This is a genomic window from Amycolatopsis sp. NPDC054798 (assembly GCF_053611505.1).
In genome coordinates, this window is sequence record NZ_JBSHAM010000032.1 from 73,186 (window position 1) to 94,454 (window position 21,269).

A 21,269-nucleotide genomic window follows, 5' to 3' on the forward strand; every position below is an offset into this window, starting at 1 on the left:
AATCCGTCGGGCGGCCCCACCGCTATTTGGTCTCGACCCACCTGGGCAAGTCCCGCGCGACCTCCTCCGGCGACGGCATCCGCGCGATCTCCTCCGCGATCGCCCGAGCCGCATCGCGGTGCTCACTGTGCCGTGGCATCAGCTTCCGTGCGCTCTCAGCAACACTGTCCGCACTCAGTTCTCCGGGAAGAATGCGCAACGCAGCTCCCGCAGCGCTGAGTGCTTCGGCATTGGCGAACTGGTCCGCTCCCTGAGGAAGAACCAGTTGCGGCACCCCGACAGCGAGCGCGCCGAGCGTCGTACCGCTGCCGCCGTGATGCACGACCGCATCGACGTATGGCAACAGCTCAGCCTGCGCGACCCAACTCCGGACCGTGGCATTCTTCGGTACCGCACCGAGCTGGATTTTCCCCGCCGCGACCACCACGTCGACCTCAAGCGCCGACAAGCCTTCGATGGCTGTGGCGAGCACCTCCGCCGTGCCGAACGCGGTGCCGAGCGTGAGGTAAATCAGCGGTCGCGAAGCCCTCTCGACGTGCCACTCCGGCAGCGCCGGTTCGGAATAGGCGACCGGTCGTAGCTCGATCCGCTCAGCTGTCGCGAGAAAGCCCTTGTCCTGCAAAGACGGCGGACAGATGTCGAGATGCGGCAAATCCGGAGCGGGCCGCTCCAGCCCGATCCCGTCGGGAAACATGCGGCCGAACCCGTGCCAGAGACTGGGAATCCCGGCCCGCTCCGCCGCCACGGCCGGGCCCAGCTGCCCCCATTCGTGGATGACGAGGTCGGGGCGCAACCGGGCCAGGTCGGGCTCGAGGTCCTCGGCGTAGATCTCGTAGAACGAATCCGCCGGCCGGAAGGGGCGCAATCCGTTGCGCTGCAAAGGCGCGTGGACGTTCTCCCCAGCAGCGAAATGCACCTCGTGCCCCGCCTCCCGAACGGCGACCGCGAGCGGGATGAGCGGGTAGGTATGACCGACCGACGCGAGGCTGGTGAAGAGCACGCGCACTGCTGACCGGCTCCTTTCTCGACCAGCTGGGCCGATATTTTTGGATGTTATCGTCAGATGTCTTGAACATCTGAGACGAGAGTAGCCTGCTCGCGGTAAGTGCGGCAACGGTGGGGCGCTCGGCTCCCGTTGGCTCCCGTCGCGGGCTGAGCACGGCGCGGCCCCCGGTAGCTCCGCGACCGATGCACTGCCGTCTTAACTCGCTTCCGCAGCCGAGTTTCCGGTGGCGTGCGCCAAGTCCAGCCATTCCCCGACGGGCAACACGCGTGCGCGCCGTCCGGCATGCGCGCGGAACTCGGCCTCAGGGTTGGAAACCTCGACGTAGCCCGCGATCTTCTCCGGCTGCTCAGCCTCGTAGTGCATCGGCACCGCGTACCTGGCGTCCAGGATCTCCGCGGCCACGGCGGCCTGTCTTGGATCCATCGCGGCGGGCAGCGGGCTCGGCGGCTGGAGGTGCGGTGCGTCGACCACTGCGCCGTTGGCGGGGAGAAACGCCGCGTCGAACGGGCTGAAGCGGCGGGCGATGAGCCACCAGTAGCCGTGGAACATCGTGTCGCCGCCGTGGAAAACCCGTTGCCCGTCGGCTTCGACGACCCAGTTCAGCTGTGGGTCGCCCAGTCCGTCGACGGCGGGGACCGCGGTGATGCGGAACGGTCCGATTTCTCGGGTGGACCAGGGTTTTACGACTTCGACGGCCAGCTGATGCTCGGCCAACTCGCGTTCGGCGGACAGTGTGGTCACGTTGTCCACCTCGTCGCCGTGGCCGGGTGCTGGCCGGAGCACTGGCGCTCCCGGTTCCAGCACGTTGGCGAGCGCGGCAGCGTCGGTGTGGTCGCGGTGCAGGTGGGTGACCAGCCCGGCGGTGGCTTTCCCGCTCGCCGCTGCGAGTCCGTTGCTGGACTTCCATTCCGTGAACAGCGGTGAGAGGTCCTGGACGTAGTCGATCACCAGGCGTTCGTTGCTCGCCTCGATCTCCACTCCGGCCCAGCCCAGTCGTCGCGTCCGCATCTCGTGCTCCCTTGCCTCGGTGATCGCCTCGGCAATTTAGCGTACGTGCGTTCTCTAAACAATAGCGAACGCGCGTACGCTATGTTTGGGGTATGTCACCGCGACGCTCAGCGGCCGAAGCAGAGGCCACCCGGGGCCGGATCCTCGACCGGGCGGCCGAGATCGCGTCCGCGGAAGGGCTGGACGGCATCACGATCGGCCGGCTCGCCGAGGAGCTGGAGATGAGCAAGTCCGGGGTGCACAAGCATTTCGGCACCAAGGAGACGCTGCAGATTTCCACGCTGGACAAGGCTTTCGTGGACTTCTGGCACCGAGTGGTGGAGCCCGCGCTGCCCGAATCGCCAGGGCTGCGGCGGCTGCGCGCGGTGTGCGCGAACTCGGTGGATTACCTGGAAGCGCCATTGCTGCCGGGCGGTTGTCTGATGACTGCGGCGCTTACCGAGTACGACGGTCGACCTGGGCGGGTCCGCGACGCCGTGGCCGAGGTGTGGTCGCGCTGGCGAGAGCAGTTGAGGGCGGACCTGGCTGCGGCGGTGGAGAACGGTGAGTTGCCCACCGGGTTTGACGTCGAGCAGGCATTGTTCGAGATCATCGCTGCGGGGCTCGCTTTGAACGCGGCCATGCAGCTTCAGCACGACCGGGCGGCTGCGGGGATGGCGCGTCGCGCGATCGAGCGGGCCTTGGAGCAGGCCTGAGCGGGACTCGAGACGGTGCCGGTTACGACTCGGTGGCCATACCCAGCGAGCACAGCGAGCCGGCCAGGGCGATCAGGTCGTAGCGGGTGTCGTCCTCGTTCGTTTCCCACAGGGCGGAGAGGGTGCTGGCGGCCTGGTCGACGTCGCCGTTGTGCTGCTTCAGGGCGATCCACATCGCGGCGGCGACCGGCTCGCATTCGATGTGGCGGTTGGTCGTGCGGCAGGTCAGCTCCAGGTGGCCGTTGGCGAGCATGCGCTGGGTGACGCCGGGGGCGGTGGTGATCGCCATCATGATGGCCTCCTGGTTGAGGGGGTGTTTCCTTGATGTACCTAGTTTCTCGGAACTGGGGCGCGGGAACCATGGGGTGTGCTCCTGAAGCTTCCCTGGGGTTTCCCCACCCTTATCCCCGGCAGATTCCCGGTTGCCAAGCGGCCAGGGTTGTGGTGATCGTCTTCAGGACGGCGTCCAGCTGGTCGTTCAGGTAGAAGTGGCCGCCGGGGAAGACCTTGACCTGGCAGGGTCCGGTGGTGTGGCGGCACCAGGCTTCGGCCTCGTCCAGGTCGGTTACCGGGTCCGTATCGCCGACCAGGACCTGGATGGGGCAGCTTGGCTCCAAACCTGGCTGGTGCCGGTAGGTTTCCACGGCGGTGTAGTCGCCGCGGACCGCGGGCAGGACCATGCGCAGCAGTTCGTCGTCGCCCAGCACTCCGGCGTCGGTGCCGCTCAGTTCCTTCAGCGCGGCGATCAGGCCGTCGTCGTCGCGCTGGTGGACGAACTCGATGCGGTGCGCGGACGGGGCCCGGCAGGCCGAGGCGAAGAGGCCCAGCGGGGGAGTGCCCTGCGCCTCCAGGCGGCGGGCCACCTCGTAGCCGACGGTGGCGCCCATACTGTGGCCGAACAGGACTACCGGCAGGTCGGACCAGCCGGCCAGGTCGTCGGCGATCGCGTCGGCGATGGCGGCGACCGTGTCCAGACATGGTTCGGCGCGGCGGTCCTGGCGGCCGGGGTACTGGACGGCGACCACCTCGAAGTCCTGCCCCGCCGCGGTCGCGGAGAGCGGGAAGTAGGCGGTCGCCGAGCCGCCGGCGTGCGGGAGGCACACCAGACGCACCCGTGCCCTGTCGGACGGGTGGAAACGGCGGATCCACCGGCTTGTGCGTGCGTTCGCGGGTGTTTCGTCCACTGCGGTCACAAAACCAGGAGTGTTCGGGGCGGATCGGCACTGGACAACCCCTAGCTGCCCGTGCGCGGCAAAGGAGGGGCGGGGCTCATGGCTGCTGCGGCGGCGCGCAATGGTGTGGGCGGCGGGTTGTGGGCGGTGTTCCGGAGAGGTTTCTGCTCCGGATCGAGGATGGACGGCGGGATCCAGTACACGACGCCGTCGCGGATGACGATCTTCCAGCCGCTGTGGTGCAGGAGGCGGTGGTGGCGTTCGCAGCACGAGGCGAGGTTGTCCAGGTCGGTGGCGCCGCCGTGGGCCCAGTGGACGATGTGGTGCGGGGTGGTCCACTTTGGACCGCGGTCGCAGCCGGGGAAGGTGCAGCCGCGGTCTCGGATCGCCAGGGCCCGGCGCTGGGCGTTCGTGGCGGTGCGGGCGGAGCGGCCAAGGTCGAGCACTTGGCCCTCGGTGCCGAGGACGGCGGGGTACACCTTGGCATCGCACAGGATTCGGCGCAGGTGGGAAGCGGGCAGGACGGATTCGTCGTCGGTGAAGATCGCTTTCGCCTTGCTCTGCAGGGTTTCCAGGCTGACGGTCACCGTCGCGACTGCGCGTTCGCCGGCTTTGGTCGGCAGATCGGGGGTGCGGGCGGCCAGGTCGACGATCGCCGCTAGGGCGTCGCCGTGGCGTTCGGCCGGGGTGCGGGGGTCGGGGGTGCCGGGCGCGGTCGCGGGGTCCGGCGCGGCCAGGGGGACCAGCAATTGTTCGATCAGGGTGCCGGTTTCGTGGTCTACGTTGCCGCTGAAGCGGAATCGGCCGGTTCGGGTCCAGTTCCAGTGGAGTTCCCGCCAGGGGCGGGCGGCCTCGGCGGAATCCGTGCCAGAGCCGGAACCTGCGCCCGCACCGGAACCCGAGCCCGAGTCGGAACCAGGGTCAGGAACTGACTCAGGGTCCGAGCCGGAAACGGAGTCAGCCGAAGAATCAAACGAAGCGTCGGAGCCGGGCACCTCGGAAGGATCGTTGTCCCAGTAGATCTTCAGTCGGGTCGCGGCTCGGCGGACCGTGGCGGGGTTGGCCTGCACCGCGAGAGTCACCAGCGTGTCTTCGGCGACGGTGTAGTCCTCGGGGGTGAGCCATCTCGGCGCGTCGGCCAGGAATTCGGCGATCACGGCCGCGTGCTGGGCGGTGATTTCTCCCGCGGTCAGAGCTTTCCAGGTCAGCGGCAGAGTGCCGGTGGCTTGGGCAAGCCGGGTGCGAGCCTCGCGCGGCGTCACGTGCAGGATCGTCGACAGGTAGGCCGCGGTTGAGGAGTAGCCCTCGGGCACAGCGCCGCGGGATTCCAGCTCTCGGATGGTCTCCAGCTGTTCGGCGTAAGCGATGTTCTGTCGTCTCTGGGTGGTCAGGAGTCTGGTGGTCAGATCCCGGTCTGACAGCTGCCAGGCGGGAAGCGTCGTAGTAGTGGACACCTCCTCATTTTCTCGAACGCACGTTCGATTACGCCATAGCTCGAAGTGGTCAACCCCGACTGCGAAGCACGGCCAGCAAGATCACTGTCCGGAGCCAAAACGCAGGCCTCGCAGCGCAAATCTTCCCCTCGCTGCCAGGCGACGACACAGGAAAACCGAGCCCGCCACAACGCAAGGTAATCGTGATCACCTGATTGAGTGACTTTAGATCGCGGTTGGCTGTGCTTAGGGGGCGGCTGCGACTGTGGCAGACGCAGGAAGATGACCGTTGGGTCGAGGAGCTTGCGATGGGCGTGAACTGGGGGCAGAACCGCCGCACCGAGCCGAATGAAGCAGTGTCTCTCCTTGAGGGCCTGCTGATTGAATGCGATGCGGGGGCCGGAGACACGGTATTGGTCGGCGGAGGACCGGCCAGCGGTAAAACGCAGGTGCAGAATCAAGTAGTGGCGCGAGCCCGTGAGCTGGGCGTTCTGACGCTCACCGCGGCGGGCGCGGCCGACGAGTGCGACGTCGACGGAGGCGTGCTCGACCAGCTGCTGGCCAGCCCGGCGTTGCCGCGCGAGGTGCTGGCCGCGGCCGACGGCGAGGATCGGATCGCTGCGTTGTGCAGTGCGTTGCACCGGTTGGCGCGGGAGCGGTCGCTGCTGATCGCGGTCGACGATCTGCAGCACGTGGACGAGACGTCGGCGCGGTTGTTGCTGAGGTTGCAGCGGCGGGCGCGGTCGGCCGCGATGTTGCTGGTGCTGACGCAGCCGGACGGCTGGTATTCGGGCGAGGGCGTCGAGTTCGCCGCGCAGCCGCACCGGTACGTGCATCTCACGCCGTTCACCGTGGAGGCGATCGCGCAGCTGGTCGCGGACCACGGCGACGCCGAGCGGATCCACGGGCTGAGCGCGGGGAATCCGTTGCTGGTCAGCGCGTTGGTCGACGCATCTCGTAGCTCGATGGATGACGGTGCGGCGTATTCCGATGCGGTGCAACGGCTTTTGCATCGTTACGGTTCTCCGCTGCGGGAAGTGGCGACGGCGATCGCGGTGCTCGACACCGACGTGACGACGGACGCAGTGGCGACGGTCGCGGGCGTGGACCCGGTCGAAGCGGAGGCGTCCGCTGGGTTGCTCGTGGAGACTGGGCTGGTCGACGGGGTGCGGTTCCGGCAGCAGCCGGCCGCGGCGGCGGTCGTCGGCGGGTTGCGCGGGTCCGAGAAGGTCCAGCTGCACATCCGCGCTGCTGAGGTGAAGCACGCACGTGGGTTGTCGGCACCGGAGGTCGCGCGGCATCTCGTCGCGGCGGGCGAAGCACAGGCGGAGTGGGCGTTGCCGGTGCTGGTCGCGGCGGCGGAGCAGGTGATGCTCGGCGATGACGTCGACTTCGCCACCCGCTGTCTGCAGCTGGCGGCGTCGACGACCACCGCGTCGTGGGAGCAGCAGATGATTTCGCAGCTGCTGGCCAAGATCACGTGGCGGGTCAACCCGGCGGCGGCCGCACCGCATCTCGCGGCGTTGCGCGAAGCCGGTTCGCTCGACCAGTCCGACCGGATCGCGTTGGTGCGCCAGTCATTGTGGTTCGGTGACCGGGAAACGTTCGAGTCCGCGCTGGTCCGGTTGGGCGACGATCTCGAGCCTCTGCACCCGCGAACGGCCGCCGAGCTGACTCTCGCCGCGCATTGGCATTACGGCACGGCACCGGAGTTGTCGGTCGACGCATCGGATCCCTGGATGCGCACGGCGACAACGCTCGCGTCGGTGTGGCACGCTGGCGGCAGCGAAGAGACTTCGGTGTGCGCGGAGCGGATTCTGCAGAACTGTCGGCTTTCCGACACTTCGCTGGAAGCGCTGGCCACAGCTATCCTCGCGCTCGCGTACGACGGTAAGGCGGAGCGCGCGGAAGGCTGGTGCACTTCGCTGGCCGAGGAAGCTGAGTATCGCGGTGCGGTGACGTGGAAGGCGATGCTCGACGCTCTCGGCGCGAGCCTGCTGCTGCGTCGCGGCGAACCGGCCGAAGCAGCCGAAGCGGCTAGCCGTGCGCTTGCGCTGCTCGACGAACCCAACTGGGGCGTCGCGATCACGTACCCGCTGGCGACGATGCTGACCGCGTACACCGCGGCAGGTGCGTTCAAGGCCGCGGCGGCGGTGCTGCGGCACGCTCTGCCGGAAACGGTGTACACGACACTCGGCGGCGTACGGTTCCTGAGAGCGCGCGGGCAGTTCCACCTGGCCACGAACCGCGGTCTCTCCGCAGTGAGCGATTTCCAGCAGTGCCAACGGATTCTCCGCGAGAGAAACCTTGACCTGCCCGCGGTGGCGCCGTGGCGGACCGACCTCGCCGAGGCGAATCTGCGGCTGCGCAACCCGACCCTGGCGGTCGAGCTGGCGAAACAACAGCTGGCGGACACGTCGGACTCGTTCTCGCAGGCAGTGGCGCTGCGGGTGCTGGCGTTCGCCGGGGAAACCGGTGCGCGGTCCGGTTTGCTGAACCGGGCGGCGGAGGCGTTCAAGGAATCCGGCGACCGGCTTGAGCTGGCCCGCACGGTCCGCGCGATCAATCAGCTGGGTCAGCGCGCGGAACGTTCGGCGGGTCTGGTCAAACCGGTGCAGGTGCCGCGGCAGCCGATGCGTCCGCTCGCACCGAGACCGGTGGCGTCGAGACCCGAGCCGCCTCGTGCGGATCCGGAAGGCGCGGTGGCCACCGCGCTGAGCGAGGCGGAACTGCGCGTCGCGGAGCTGGCGGCGCACGGACGGACCAACCGCCAGATCGCCGAAACACTGTACATCACGGTGTCCACTGTGGAACAACATCTGACCAGGGTGTACCGGAAGCTCGGCGTGGCCGGACGGAGCGCGCTCGCCGGCGAACTGGCCGGTGCCGGACAGTGATCGGGAACAACGAGGGCAGGGCAAGCGTGCTGGACGACGTAGAGCTGCGCGTCGCGGAATTGGCCGCACAGGGGACGCCGGTGGCGGTGATCGCGGAGGTACTGGGAGTGTCCGCGAACATCGCCGCCGGCCACCTGACGGCCGTCTACGTCAAGCTCCGAAACGCGTGAAGGGCCTCTCGCGCGAATTCCGCAAGAGGCCCTTCGCTGGAAACAGGTCAGGATCGGCGGTCGGCGACCACCGCGTCGATGATGTCGTCCAGGCTGCGCGTCGGCACGAAGCCGATCTGGTTATACGCGCGGGTGCAGTCGGGGATGCGGCGCTGCATGTCCTCGTACCCGTCGCCGTACGCCTCCTCGTACGGCACCTTCGTGATGGTGCTGCTCGAACCGGTCGCGCCGATCACGCGCTCGGCCAGTTGCGAGATGGTGGTCTGCTCGTTGCTGCCGAGGTTGAACACCTTGCCGTACGCGGATTCGTCGGCGAGCAGGTCCGCCAGCGCGGGCACGACGTCGTGCACGTGGCAGAAGCAGCGCGTCTGCTGTCCGTCGCCGAACACCGTGATCGGCTCGCCTGCCAGCGCCTGCGTCACGAAGCGCGGGATGACCATGCCGTAGCGTCCGGTCTGGCGCGGGCCGACGGTGTTGAACGGCCGCACGATCACCGTGCGCAGGCCGTGCTCCACCGCGTACAGGTGGGCGAACGTCTCGTCCAGCGCCTTCGCCTCGGCGTAGGACCAGCGGTTCTTCAGCGGCGAGCCGATGATCCGGTCGTCGTCCTCGCGCAGGCCGTCGGCGGTGTTCTTGCCGTAGATCTCGCTCGTGGACGCGACGAGGATCGGCACGTCGTGCCGCAACGCCGCGTCGAGCATGTTCTCCGTGCCGTGCAGGTTGGTGCGCAAGCTGTCCATCGTTTTGTCGAGGATGGTGAACACGCCCACCGCGGCGGCGAGGTGGAACACCGCGTCGATGCCAGCCATGCACGATTCGACCGCGTTCGGGTCGGTGATGGAGCCGCGCACGAAGCGGAAGCCGGGGTGCCCGGCGACGCCGGCGAGGTTGTCCAGGGTGCCGGTGCTGAGGTTGTCCAGCGCGACGACCTCGTCGCCGCGGGCCAGCAGGTGCTCGGTGAGGTGGGAGCCGATGAACCCGGCGCCTCCGGTGATCAGGTAACGCACAGCGATTTCCTCTCAGTTCGCGAAAAGCGCGCGGTCGAAGCGGTAGGTGGCGTCGATGACGGTCGGGCAGTCGGCGAGCCATTCGTAGTCGTGGCCGGGCTGGATGGTGTGGATGAGCGCGACGTCCCAGTCCTGGCCTTCCGGTTCAGGGACGGTGTCGAGCGAACCACCGGTGATGCGGACGTTCGGCACCAGCGGGTCGTAGTAGCCGACCTTCGCGCCCTTCGCGGCGAGGAGGTCGAGGATGTCGAGCGCGGACGACGAACGCACGTCCTGCACACCGGGCTTGTAAGTCACGCCGACCACGAGTACGCGCGTACCCGCCATGCCCTTGCCTTCGCGGGACAGTGTGTTCAGTATGCGGTCGACAACCTGCTTCGGCCGCTCCGCGATGGCGTGCATGGCCTGGGTGACCAGTGGCGCGTTGCTCTGCGTCGCGCGCAGTTGCCACAGCAGGTAGTGCGGGTCGCAGGGGATGCAGTGGCCGCCGACGCCGGGGCCGGGGTGGAAGGCCATGAAGCCGTACGGCTTGCTGGCCGCCGCGTCGATGACCTCGATCGGGTCGATCGCGAAACCGTCGCTGATCTCGGCGAACTCGTTGGCCAGCGCGATGTTCACCGCGCGGAAGGTGTTCTCGTACAGCTTGGTCATCTCGGCCGCTTCCGGCGAGCTGACGCAGTGCACGCTCGGGGTGAGCACGTTGATCACCCGCTGCGCCATCGCGGTGCACACCGGGGTCACGCCGCCCAGCACGCGCGGCGTTTCGGCCTGGGTGTGCGTGACGTTGCCCGGGTCGATCCGCTCCGGGCTGGACGCCACGAACAGGTCGCGTCCGATGGTGAATCCCTTGGCCACCAGCGGTTTCACCAGCAGCCGGTTCGAGGTTCCGACGTAGCTGGTGGAGGTGAGGATGAAGGTCTGGCCGCGGCGGGCGTTCGCGACCAGTGCCGCGCACGCCGCCTCCAGCGGGCGCAGGTCCGGCATCAGGTACTCGTCGAGCCCGGTCGGCACGCACACCAGCACCGCGTCCGCCTCGGCCATCCGCGCCGAGTCCGTGGTGAGCTGGAAATCCTCCTGGTGCACGGCTTTCTCGAGTCTGCGGTGGTCGGCCTCGATGAGGTCGACCTCGCCGGAGCTGATCGAGTCGAGCCGGTTCTGCGACAGGTCGATGCCGATCACGCCGATGCCGCCGGCGTGCAGGCCGAGCGCGGTCGGCAGGCCGACATAGCCCATCCCGATCACCGCGACCGAGGTCAGTTCGTTCCGTTCGGCGATGGTCTCGAATTCAGCGACAGTACTGGTCATTCCTGGTCACCCGTTTCTGGATGGGCTGGGGAAAAGCGAGCGGGAAAAGCGGAGGGCACGCCGGTCATCGGACCGAACGGACGATTTCGAAGGCCTCGGCGAGCCCGGCGCTGATCTGCGAACCGCGGTATTCGGCCAAGGCGCGGACGCCGCGTTCGCTGCGCGGGTTCGGCCACGGCTCCAGTTCTTTGCCGTAGGCGCGCAGCGCTTCGATTTTGCGTTCGAGATGGCTTTCTTCGATGATCTGCCAGCAGTTCGGCCGGAACGTGACGGGCAGCCCGGAGGCCTCTCCGACGTCGGTGGCGGAGCGGATCTCGAAGGTGCGGACCTCGCGGACCGGGCCCTTGCCCGGTCGTCCCGCGACCCGCGCGGCGCGGCTGACCAGCGCGTGGTCGGTGCTCAGGTCGCACATGCTGGTGGCGAAAATGGTGTCCGGCTCGAATTCGCGGACCTCGCGCTCGACGACCTGGTTCAGTTCGAGATGACTGACCGTGTCGAGCCGGTTGTCGCCGAATTCGTGGACTCGCACGCGCTCGATGCCGAGCGTTTTCGCGGCCAGTTCGATCGCGTCGGTGCGATTGGTGACCTCGGCGCCGGCGGCCGAACGCGAACCGTCGTCGTTGGTGAGAATGCAAAGCGAAACGGTGACGCCCTCGTCGGCGAGCCGGGCGATGGTCCCGCCCGCGCCGAGCGTTTCGTCGTCGCCGTGGGCTCCCACCACCAGCAGCCTGCGTGTCAACGTGTGCATACGATTCCCCAGTCCTTGTCCGGGCGGTGAAACCCCCAGCGGAAACGAGCCGTGCGAAATGGCTTGGAACGCCAGCAAAATCTGACATCCGCGGGTGCTTGCGACAACCCCTAAAGACCGTCTAAAGCGGACCTTGGCCGGGCGGGCGGACCGGTGCGGCAGGGGCCGTTAGGGGTGGGTCGGCGTGCGGGCGCGCTCGTATCGTCACGACGTCGGATGGGCATGCGACGCGGAAGGAACGTGGGCACGTGGGCAACTCCGAGGAGAAGCTGGTCGGTGCGCTCCGCGCTTCGGTGAAGGAAACCGAGCGGTTGCGCGAGAAGAACCGCAAGCTCACCGAGGCCGCGCGGGAGCCGATCGCGATCGTCGGGATGGCCTGCCGGCTGCCCGGCGGCGCGGGGACGCCGGAAGCGTTGTGGGAACTGCTGTCCGGCGGGGTCGACGCGATCGGCGAGTTCCCGTCGAACCGAGGCTGGGACCTCGACCGGCTTTACGACCCGACCGGCGAACGGCCGGGTTCGAGCTATGTGCGCGAGGGCGGTTTCCTGCACGACGCGCTCGATTTCGACGCAGACCTGTTCGGCATCAGCCCGCGCGAGGCGCTGCTGATGGACCCGCAACAGCGGCTGCTGCTCGAAACGTCCTGGGAGGCGTTCGAACGCGCCGGGATCGCGCCGCATTCGGTGAAGGGCAGCCCGACCGGGGTTTTCGCGGGCACGATGTATCACAACTATCAGGGCAGCTATGGCTCTTCCGGCGTGATTTCCGGTCGCCTCGCCTACACGTTCGGGCTCGAAGGACCCGCGGTGACCATTGACACCGCGTGCTCGTCCTCGCTCGTCGCGCTGCACTTGGCGGTGCAGGCTTTGCGCAATGGCGAATGCACGCTCGCGCTCGCCGGTGGTGTCTCAGTGATGTCGACGCCGCGCACGTTTGTCGAGTTTTCCCTGGACGGCACGCTCGCTCGCAGCGCACGTTGCCGTACTTTCGCCGATTCGGCGGACGGTACCGGCTGGTCCGAGGGTTGCGGCATGCTGCTGGTGGAGCGGCTGTCCGACGCACAGCGCAACGGGCATCCGGTGCTGGCGCTCGTCCGCGGCACCGCGATCAACCAGGACGGCAGGTCCAACGGCATGACCGCGCCGAACGGGCCCGCGCAGCAGCGCGTGATCCGGCAGGCGCTGGCGAACGCGCGGCTGCGGCCGGACGAGATCGACGTCGTCGAGGCACACGGCACCGCGACCAAACTCGGCGACCCGATCGAGGCGCAGGCGCTGCTCGCGACCTACGGCCAGGAACGCGAAGAGCCGCTGTGGCTCGGGTCGATCAAGTCGAACGTGGGACACACCCAGGCCGCGTCCGGCGTCGCCGGCGTGCTGAAAATCGTGCTGGCGCTGAACAACGACCTGCTCCCGAAGACGCTACATGTCGACAAACCGACTCGGCATGTGGACTGGTCCGCGGGCAAGGTCGAGCTGCTGACCGAGGCCCGGCCGTGGGAGCGCGGGGAACAACCGCGCCGCGGTGCGGTGTCGTGCTTCGGGCTGAGCGGGACCAACGCGCACATCATTCTGGAGGAAGCACCGGCACTGGAGGCTTCCGAGAACCCGCGCGACGAGGCGGCGCTCCCGGTCGTCGTTTCCGGCCGGACGCCGCAGGCGTTGCGGGCGCAGGCGGCGCGGCTGGCCGAACACCTTGCGGCACAGCCGGAGCTGGAACTGCTCGACGTCGCCGCCACTTTGGGCGCGTCGCGGACGCACCTGGATCACCGGGCGGCCGTGATCGGAAAGTCCACTGAGGACGTTCTGCCCGCCTTGAACGCGCTCGCGAACGGCGAGCTGGGTGCGGTGAGCGGGCTGGCACGCGGTGAAGCGTCGTTGGCATTCCTGTTCTCCGGTCAGGGATCTCAACGGGTCGGGATGGGACGTCAGCTGGAGGTCTTCCCCGTCTTCGCCGAGGCTTACGCGGCGGCGTGCGCGGAGCTGGACCGCCATCTCGACCGGCCGATCCGTGCGGTGATCGACGGGGACGCGGACGCGTTGGCGCAGACCGCGAACACTCAGGCCGCGCTGTTCGCGTTCGAGGTCGCGCTGTTCCGGCTGGTCGAGTCGTGGGGGCTCACGCCGGCTGCGTTGTGCGGACACTCCATCGGCGAACTTGCCGCCGCGCACTGCGCGGGAGTGTTCTCGTTGGCTGACGCGGCAAAGCTGGTCGCCGCTCGCGGGCGGTTGATGCAGGCGTTGCCGAAGGGCGGCGCGATGGTAGCCGTCGAAGGCACTCCGGAAGAGGTCGCGGAGCACGATCCACAAGGGACGGTCGACGTCGCCGCGGTCAACGGGCCGCGCTCGGTGGTGTTGTCCGGCGCTGAGGACGTTGTTCTCGCAGTGGCCGCGAAGTTCAGCGAAGCCGGTCGGCGGACGACGCAGCTCAAGGTTTCGCACGCGTTCCACTCGCGACTGATGGAGCCGATGCTCGCCGAGTTCCGAGCGGTCGCGCAGAGCATTGCCTACGCGCAGCCGACCATTTCGCTGATCTCCAGTGTGACTGGCGAAGAGGTCTACGCCGAGCTGGCCGATCCCGAGTACTGGGTGCGCAACGTCCGCGAGCCGGTCCGGTTCGCCGACGCGGTCCGCGCGCTGGCGGCGGAGGGGGTGAACCGGTTCCTCGAACTGGGGCCGGACGCACCGCTGACTGCCGTGGTTCCGCAGTCCGCCGGTGATGCCGTTGCCGTTCCGGCTCAACGTCGTGACGTCCCCGAGGACGTGGCACTGCTGACCGCGTTGGCGACACTGCACGTTCGCAGCGTGGTGACCGACTGGGCCGCGCACTTCGCCTCTCGTGGCGCGAGCCGGGCCGACCTGCCGACGTACGGCTTCCAGCACCAGCGTTACTGGCTGGAGGTTTCGTCCGAATCCGGGGATGTTTCGTCGATGGGTCTCGACCCGGTTGACCATCCGTTGCTCGGTGCGGCGACATTGCTCGCGGACGCGGACGGCGTGGTGCTGTCCGGTCGTGTGTCCACGGCGACGCATCCGTGGTTGGCTGACCACGCCGTCGGCGGTTCGGTCCTGTTGCCCGGCACGGCTTTTGTGGAACTGGCTGTGCGAGCCGGGGACGAGGTCGGTTGCGGCCGAGTTCAGGAGCTGACCCTGCACGCGCCGCTCGTGCTGCCCGCGAAGGGCGCTGCGCGGATTCAGGTGCGCATCGGCATTCCGGCCGCGGATGGGACGCGGCCGATCAGTGTCCACTCGCGACCCGACGATCTCGCCACCGCCGTTGGCTGGACCCGGCACGCGGACGGCACGCTCGCGTCCGCCGCTTCCGGAACGAACTTCGATCTCAGCGAATGGCCGCCGTCCGGTGCCGAGGCGGTCGACGTCGAGGGGATGTACGAACTGCTGGCCGAGCACGGAATGGCCTACGGGCCGGTGTTCCAAGGCCTCCAGGCGGCGTGGCAGCGCGGTGACGACGTGTACGCCGAGATCGCGCTGCCTGAGCAGGAGCGGATCGCAGCCGAAGCTTTCGGCCTGCACCCGGCGGTGTTCGACGCGACCCTGCACGCCGTGGGGCTCAGCGCGGCGGCCGGGGAAGGAACGACGCTGCCGTACGCCTGGTCCGAAGTGGAGCTTTTCGCGACAGGTGCGTCCTCGCTGCGAGTCCACGTGCGACCGACCGGTGAACAGGCTGTGGAACTGCGTCTCGCCGACAGCGCCGGGGCTCCGGTGGCGCGAGTCGGCACGCTGAAGCTGCGGCAGATCAGCGAGGAACAGCTGGCGGCTGCGACTCCGACTGGCTCGGACGAACTGTACGAAGTGGACTGGGTGCCGACGACTCTGCCGGAAGCGCAGGCAGCCTACGAGGTCTACTCGGCGAAGGCCGGTAAGGACGCGGCCTCGGCGAAGAAGGCCGTCCACAGTGCACTGTCCAAACTGCAATCAGACAGCAAAGAGAAGCTGCTCGTCGTGATCGGCGACGATTTGGCTGGGGCTGCGGTGGCCGGGCTTGTCCGGTCGGCGCAGGTGGAGAACCCAGGCCGGATCGTGCTCGTCGAAGGCGACGCGACCGACGAGCAACTCGCAGCCATCGCGGCGGCGGACGAATCGGCGGTGCGGGTTTCCGAGGCTGAGGTGCGCGTGCCGCGGCTCGTCCGGTCGACGCCGGAGCCGGGGGAACCGGTCGACTGGTCGGCTGGAACCGTGCTGCTCACCGGCGGTACCGGGGCGCTCGGCCGGATCGTCGCCACGCACCTCGCGAAGCAGGGCGCGCGGCAGTTGCTGCTGGTCAGCCGTCGTGGCGACCAGGCGCCCGGCACTGTGGACCTCGTCACGGAGCTGGCCGAACTCGGCGCGGAGACAACTGTCGTCGCGTGCGACCTCACTGACCGCAGGGCAGTGACCCGGCTGCTGAAGAAGCACCCGGTCGCTGCGGTCGTGCACGCCGCGGGTGTGCTGGACGACGGTGTGCTGCCGTCGATGACTCCGGAGCGGATTGACGGCGTCTTCAACCCGAAGGCGCTCGCTGCCTGGCACCTGCACGACTTGGTCGGCGACGTCTCCGCGTTCGTCACTTTCTCCTCGGCCGCCGGTGTGCTCGGCGCTCCCGGCCAGGCGAACTACGCCGCCGCGAACGCTTTCCTCGACGCTCTCGCCGCGCGCCGTCGCGCCGAAGGCAAGCCGGCGCACTCGCTCGCGTGGGGAATGTGGGAATCGGCGGCCGGGATGGCTGGCGAAACGAACGGCAAGCGCGGGCTCGGCGCGTTCACCGCGGCCGAGGGCCTGGCGCTGTTCGACACCGCCGTCAGTTCGGCGGGCACGGTCTTCGTGCCGGTCAAGCTCGACCTGCCCGCGTGGCGCGAGGCTGGCGCGGTGCCGGACCTGCTGCGCGGCTTGGTCCCGACGGCTCGGCGCACGGTCTCCGATCGAGAGGCCGGGACGGATTCCTTGCTGGGCAAGCTGGTCCGCCTTCCCGCCGACAAGCGCCTCGACCACCTGCGCGACCTGGTCCTCGAGCACGCGGCCGCGGTGCTGGGGCACGCGTCGACGGACGTGATCGACGCCGACCGGGCGTTCAAGGACCTTGGTTTCGACTCGCTGACCGCGGTCGAGCTGCGCAATACGCTCAACGAGGCCACCGGCCTCAGCCTCACCGCGACGCTCGTTTTCGACCATCCCACGGCCGGCGACCTCGCCGCGCACCTGCACGACGAGCTGCTGGGCGACCTGGAGGCGGACGCGGCCGGGCCGGAGACCACCGTCATGGGCAGCGACGAGCCGATCGCGATCGTCGGCATGGCCTGCCGGTTCCCGGGCGGCGTGACGACACCGGAAGAGCTGTGGCAGCTGGTCGCCGCTGGGCAGGACGGGACGAGCGACTTCCCGGCCGACCGCGCCTGGGACATGGACCACTGGCTGGAGCAGGTCGCGCCCGACGGCGGCACCCCGCGCGGCGGATTCGTGCCGGACGCCACCGATTTCGACGCGGCGTTCTTCGGCATCAGTCCCAAGGAAGCCGTGATGATGGACCCGCAGCAGCGGATGCTGCTGGAGTCGTCGTGGATCGCGCTGGAGAACGCCGGTGTGGATCCTTTGGCGCTCAAGGGAAGCACGACCGGGGTGTTCGTCGGCGTGATGCAGTCCGACTACGACCCTGGTGACGCGCTCGAACAAGGCGGCGGGGCTTATCGCGGCTCCGGCGCGCTGAGCAGCGTGGTTTCCGGACGGGTTGCGTACGCGTTCGGTCTCGAAGGGCCTGCGGTTTCTGTGGACACCGCTTGCTCGTCGTCGTTGGTGGCTTTGCACCAGGCGACGCAGGCGTTGCGCGGAGGCGACTGCTCGCTTGCGTTGGTGGCGGGGGTTTCGGCGCTCGTTTCACCGGCACCGTTCGCGCAGTTCGTTGACGGTGCTGTTGCGCGCGATGGCCGGTGCAAGCCGTATTCGGCAGCGGCTGACGGGTTCGGCTGGGGCGAGGGCGTCGGAGTGCTCGTGATCGAGCGGCTGTCCGACGCACAGCGCAACGGGCATCACGTGCTTGCGGTGGTGAAGTCGAGCGCGGTCAACGCGGACGGAGCTTCGAACGGTCTCAACGCGCCCAGTGCTCCGGCACAGGAGAAATTGATCCGGCACGCTTTGTCGGCGGCCGGTCTGGCTGCGTCCGATGTGGACGCTATCGAGGGACACGGCGCGAGCACTCCGCTGGGAGACCGGATCGAAACCGCCGCGCTGCTGGCTACCTACGGCCGGGAGCGGGCGGCGGACCGTCCACTGTGGCTTGGTTCGGTGAAGTCGAACATCGGGCACACTCAGGCAGCGGCGGGCGTCGCGGGAGTGATCAAGATGGTGCAGGCGTTGCGGCACGGAGTGTTGCCCGCGACGTTGCACGCCGCCGAGCCGACACACGATGTCGACTGGGCTGCCGGAACTGTGCGGCTGCTGAACGAGGCTCAGGACTGGCCGGAGGTGGACCGGCCGCGGCGTGCTGCGGTGTCGGCGTTCGGGTACAGCGGGACCAACGCGCACGTGATCCTGGAGCAGGCTCCCGACGTCGTGCCGGAAACGGCTGAGACGGTTGACTCTGGTGGTGTGTTGCCGCCGCTCGTGCTTTCCGCGCGGACCGCGGCGGCGCTCCCGGACCAGGCTCGGGCGTTGCTGGCACACCTTGACGCGTACCCGGCGCTGGATGTCGTGTATTCGCAGGCCAATCGTCGGCCGTTGTTCTCGCATCGGGCCGCGGTCGTCGGCTCGAACGCGGGTGAACTCCGTGCCGCGCTGGAAGCTTTGTCCACTTCGGACTCTGCGGTGACCGGACGGGCACGCTCTGGTGGGCGGACCGCCTACCTCCTGCCGGGACAGGGCAGTCAGCGGGTTGGGATGGGGGCGGAGTTGTCCGCTGCGTTCCCGGTGTTCGCGCATGAGCTGGAGCGGGTCGCGGCGAAGTTCGATCAGCATCTCGGCCGGTCGTTGCGCACGGTGATGTTCGCCGAGGCTGGCTCGGTGGACGCGCAGTTGCTGGACCGGACCCAGTTCAGCCAGGCCGCGGTGTTCTCCTTCTCGGTGGCGCTGTACCGGCTGCTGGAATCGTGGGGACAGCGGCCGGACGTGCTGGTGGGGCATTCGGTCGGGGAGATCGCGGCGGCGCATCTGGCCGGGGTGTTCTCTTTGGACGATGCGGTGAAGCTGGTCGCGAACCGGGGCCAGCTCATGGCGGAGACCCGGGCCGGTGCCGTGGTCGCGGTCGAGGCCAGCGCGGACGAGGTGCGGCCGATGCTGGGCGACGACGTCGCGCTGGCCGCGGTGAACGGGCCTCGGTCGGTGGTCGTATCCGGTGTGGACGGTTCGGTCCAAGCGATCGTTGCCCACTTCGAGAAGCTTGGCAGGCGTACTAACCGGCTCGCGATCGACTGTGCGGTTCATTCTCCGTTGCTGGACGAGATTCTCGAAGAGCTGGAAGAGATCGCGCAGGAGCTGACATTTGAGGCACCGGCTGTGCCGGTGATCTCGACCGTCACCGGTGCCGAGGTGACGGACGAGCTGTCCGACCCGGCGCACTGGGTGGCGAACTGCCGGAACACGGTGCGCTTTGCCGACGCGGTGCGGGCTTCGGGGGCGACTCGGTTTGTCGAGCTGAGCACGAATGGCGTACTCACCGCGGCTGCTGAGGCTGTGGTCGAGGAAGCGGAGTTCGTTCCGGTGCTTCGGCGCAATCGTGGCGAGGTCGCTTCGACGCTCCTGGCTGCGGGTCAGCTTCACGTCCTGGGCGCTGGACTGGATGTCCGACGGATGTTCTCCGGAGGGTCCGCGGCTACCGTTCCGTTGCCGCCGTATGCGTTCCACCGGACGCGCTACTGGCCGTCGGTGGACATGGAAGCTCGGCGGGCGACTGGAGCTGGGCTCGCGACGTGGTTCGGGCCGGCGTTGACTGTCGCTGGATCGTCCACTGTGGTGTTGAGCGGTACGTTGCCGGCGGATGAAGCGTTCCCGGTGGCGGGTTTTGTGGAGCTGGCGACGCGGGCTGGGGACGAGGTCGGCTGCGGGCGGTTGGTGCGGTTGACTGTCGAGTCGCCGTTGGCGTCTGAGCATCTGCAGATCGTGGTTGGCGGGCCGGAGGAAGCTGGACAGCGTCCGGTGACTGTCCATTCGCGACGCGGTGAGACGTGGATCCGGCATGCTGAAGGCGTTTTGGCGGTGGACGACGGAGCTGAGCCGGAGAGCCTTGGGCAGTGGCCGCCTGCTGGTGCGGAACCAGTGGCTGCTGGACAGCTCGACGCCGCTTGGGTGGTTGACGGTGTGGTGTTCGGGGAAATCGAAGTCACGCCGGACGAGCAGTTCGGGCTGCATCCGTCGGCTCTTGACGCGGCACTGTCCACGGTGGGCGGTGAGGCAGTGGAATGGCGGGACTTCCGGCTGTTCGCCACTGGTGCGGCGAAGTTGCGGGTTCGCGTGACTCCGCTTTCGGACGATCGGGTCGCGGTGTTGTTCGCGGATCGTTCGGGGCGGCCGGTTGCCGCGGCTGAGTCGGTGACGTTGCGGCAGCTCTCGGTTCCGGAGGCGGCGACCTCGGGGCGGGCCGTGGTGAAGAAGCGGCGTGCCGTGTCTGACGTTGACTCGGAGCTGGAGTTGACGGAGAAGGGGCTGCGGGCGTTTGTGCTGGAGCAGGTCGCTGGGCTGCTCGGGTATGACGATATTGCGTCGCTCGACGAGGACGCGCATTTCTTGGAGATCGGGTTCGATTCGCTGAGTGCGGTTGAATTGCGGAACCGGATCGGCGGGGTGCTGGGGATTTCATTGGCCGCGTCGGTGGTGTTCGATCATCGGACGCCGGCGGGGTTGGCTCAGCATTTGTTCGCGGTGTTGACCGGGCCGGTGGCTGAGGCTGGCGGGGATCCGGTTACGGAGATGTTCTTTGAGGCTGTCCGGGGTGGGCAGGTGGAGAATGGTCTCGCGTTGCTGGGGGCGGCGGCTAAGTTGCGGCCTACGTTCCGTTCGGTGGCGGAGCTTTTGGAGGAGCCTCGGCCGGTGGAGCTGGCTTCGGGGGCTGCTGGGGTGAAGTTGCTGGCGGTTCCTACTCCGGCGGGGATGGGGGGTGCGTATCAGTACGCGAAGCTGGCGGCTCGGTTCCGCGGGGTGCGGACGGTCGCGGCGTTGCCTACGCCGGGGTTTGTGAAGGGCGAGTTGCTGCCTGCTGATCTTGAGGCGTTGCTGGATGTGCTGGCGGAGAGTGTGCGGCTGGCTGGGGATGGGCCGTTTGTTTTGGCGGGGCATTCTTCTGGTGGGGTGCTGGCTTATGCGCTGGCTTCCCGGGTGGATGCGGCTGGGGTTGTTTTGCTGGACAGTTATGCGATGGATGACGGCGGGGACGCTGGCGATACCGTGCGGGATATGGCTGCGGGGATGGTTGAGCGGGAAGAGCTGTATGGGCCGTTCGATCGGGATAAGTTGACGGCTATGGCTTATTACCTTGGGCTGCTGGACGGGGTTGAGCTGGCTGAGGTTGAGGCGCCTGTGGTGTTGGTTCGGCCGGATCGGCGGTTTGTTATTGCCGGGGATTCCGCGGAAAGGGCGGAGGAGGATCCGGCTTTGTGGCGGACTGGCTGGGATCGGGCGGATGTTGTGGTGACTGTTCCTGGGGATCATTTCAGTATTGTGGACGGGGATGTGGAGACTACGGCCAAGGCTGTGGAGGAGTGGGTGGGGAGTCTCGGGTGAGTGGTGTGGGGGCGGCTCGTCGCCTGGCGGCGACATTGCGCCCGGGTGAGTTGGGGGCACCCCGAAGCTGATTGTGATGACGGGAGGAGGGTGCTTGTCAAGGCGGGAAAGATGCCTTGACAAGCAC

Annotated in this window: 11 protein-coding genes and 1 pseudogene; 4 read left to right on the top strand and 8 right to left on the bottom strand. The window is 68.2% G+C overall.

Annotated elements, in window-relative coordinates:
• Positions 1–22 precede the first annotated feature (22 nt).
• The gene (locus tag ACWGIC_RS21095) at positions 23–1,006 is read right to left on the bottom strand and encodes a glycosyltransferase (RefSeq protein WP_452077638.1); all 984 of its coding nucleotides are present in this window, start codon (positions 1,004–1,006) and stop codon (positions 23–25) included.
• Positions 1,007–1,201: 195 nt separating this feature from the next.
• Positions 1,202–2,014 carry an MBL fold metallo-hydrolase gene (locus tag ACWGIC_RS21100; protein ID WP_452077639.1) on the bottom strand — a complete coding sequence of 271 codons (813 nt, stop codon included), beginning with the start codon at positions 2,012–2,014 and terminating at the stop codon, positions 1,202–1,204.
• 92 nt (positions 2,015–2,106) lie between these two features.
• Between ACWGIC_RS21100 and ACWGIC_RS21105 the strand changes: the two genes are divergently transcribed.
• Positions 2,107–2,709 (top strand): TetR/AcrR family transcriptional regulator, encoded by a 603-nt coding sequence (locus ACWGIC_RS21105; protein ID WP_452077640.1) that lies wholly within the window; start codon positions 2,107–2,109, stop codon positions 2,707–2,709.
• 22 nt (positions 2,710–2,731) lie between these two features.
• Here the strand turns inward: ACWGIC_RS21105 and ACWGIC_RS21110 are convergent, their stop codons facing one another.
• The 3 genes from ACWGIC_RS21110 to ACWGIC_RS21120 form a co-directional block, all read right to left on the bottom strand.
• The gene (locus ACWGIC_RS21110; protein WP_051166163.1) at positions 2,732–3,001 is read right to left on the bottom strand and encodes a hypothetical protein; all 270 of its coding nucleotides are present in this window, start codon (positions 2,999–3,001) and stop codon (positions 2,732–2,734) included.
• 109 nt (positions 3,002–3,110) lie between these two features.
• On the bottom strand, positions 3,111–3,812 hold the full coding sequence (locus ACWGIC_RS21115) for a thioesterase II family protein (protein WP_452077641.1): 702 nt from the start codon (positions 3,810–3,812) through the stop codon (positions 3,111–3,113).
• A gap of 131 nt (positions 3,813–3,943) precedes the next feature.
• Positions 3,944–5,335: a DUF222 domain-containing protein gene (locus ACWGIC_RS21120; protein ID WP_452077642.1), complete on the bottom strand. Its 1,392-nt coding sequence runs from the start codon at positions 5,333–5,335 to the stop codon at positions 3,944–3,946.
• A 287-nt stretch (positions 5,336–5,622) separates the two neighbouring features.
• Here ACWGIC_RS21120 and ACWGIC_RS21125 point away from each other — a divergent pair, with 287 nt between their 5' ends.
• Together ACWGIC_RS21125 and ACWGIC_RS21130 are read left to right on the top strand one after the other, a co-directional pair.
• The gene (locus ACWGIC_RS21125; RefSeq protein WP_452077643.1) at positions 5,623–8,211 is read left to right on the top strand and encodes a response regulator transcription factor; all 2,589 of its coding nucleotides are present in this window, start codon (positions 5,623–5,625) and stop codon (positions 8,209–8,211) included.
• Positions 8,208–8,381 (top strand): hypothetical protein, encoded by a 174-nt coding sequence (locus tag ACWGIC_RS21130; protein WP_452077644.1) that lies wholly within the window; start codon positions 8,208–8,210, stop codon positions 8,379–8,381. Before ACWGIC_RS21125 ends, ACWGIC_RS21130 begins: the two co-directional genes overlap by 4 nt.
• Positions 8,382–8,428: 47 nt before the next feature.
• On the opposite strand, the gene ACWGIC_RS21135 is transcribed toward ACWGIC_RS21130, so the two are convergent.
• The 3 genes from ACWGIC_RS21135 to ACWGIC_RS21145 all read right to left on the bottom strand — a co-directional run bounded on the left by ACWGIC_RS21135 (position 8,429) and on the right by ACWGIC_RS21145 (position 11,441).
• The gene (locus ACWGIC_RS21135) at positions 8,429–9,388 is read right to left on the bottom strand and encodes an NAD-dependent epimerase/dehydratase family protein (RefSeq protein ID WP_452077645.1); all 960 of its coding nucleotides are present in this window, start codon (positions 9,386–9,388) and stop codon (positions 8,429–8,431) included.
• Positions 9,389–9,400: 12 nt separating this feature from the next.
• The gene (locus ACWGIC_RS21140) at positions 9,401–10,693 is read right to left on the bottom strand and encodes a nucleotide sugar dehydrogenase (protein WP_452077646.1); all 1,293 of its coding nucleotides are present in this window, start codon (positions 10,691–10,693) and stop codon (positions 9,401–9,403) included.
• Positions 10,694–10,757: 64 nt separating this feature from the next.
• The gene (locus tag ACWGIC_RS21145; RefSeq protein ID WP_452077647.1) at positions 10,758–11,441 is read right to left on the bottom strand and encodes a PIG-L deacetylase family protein; all 684 of its coding nucleotides are present in this window, start codon (positions 11,439–11,441) and stop codon (positions 10,758–10,760) included.
• 248 nt (positions 11,442–11,689) lie between these two features.
• On the opposite strand from ACWGIC_RS21145, the pseudogene ACWGIC_RS21150 reads away from it, so the two are divergent.
• Positions 11,690–21,142 (top strand): annotated as a pseudogene (locus ACWGIC_RS21150) (type I polyketide synthase); the annotation flags it as partial.
• Positions 21,143–21,269 lie beyond the last annotated feature (127 nt).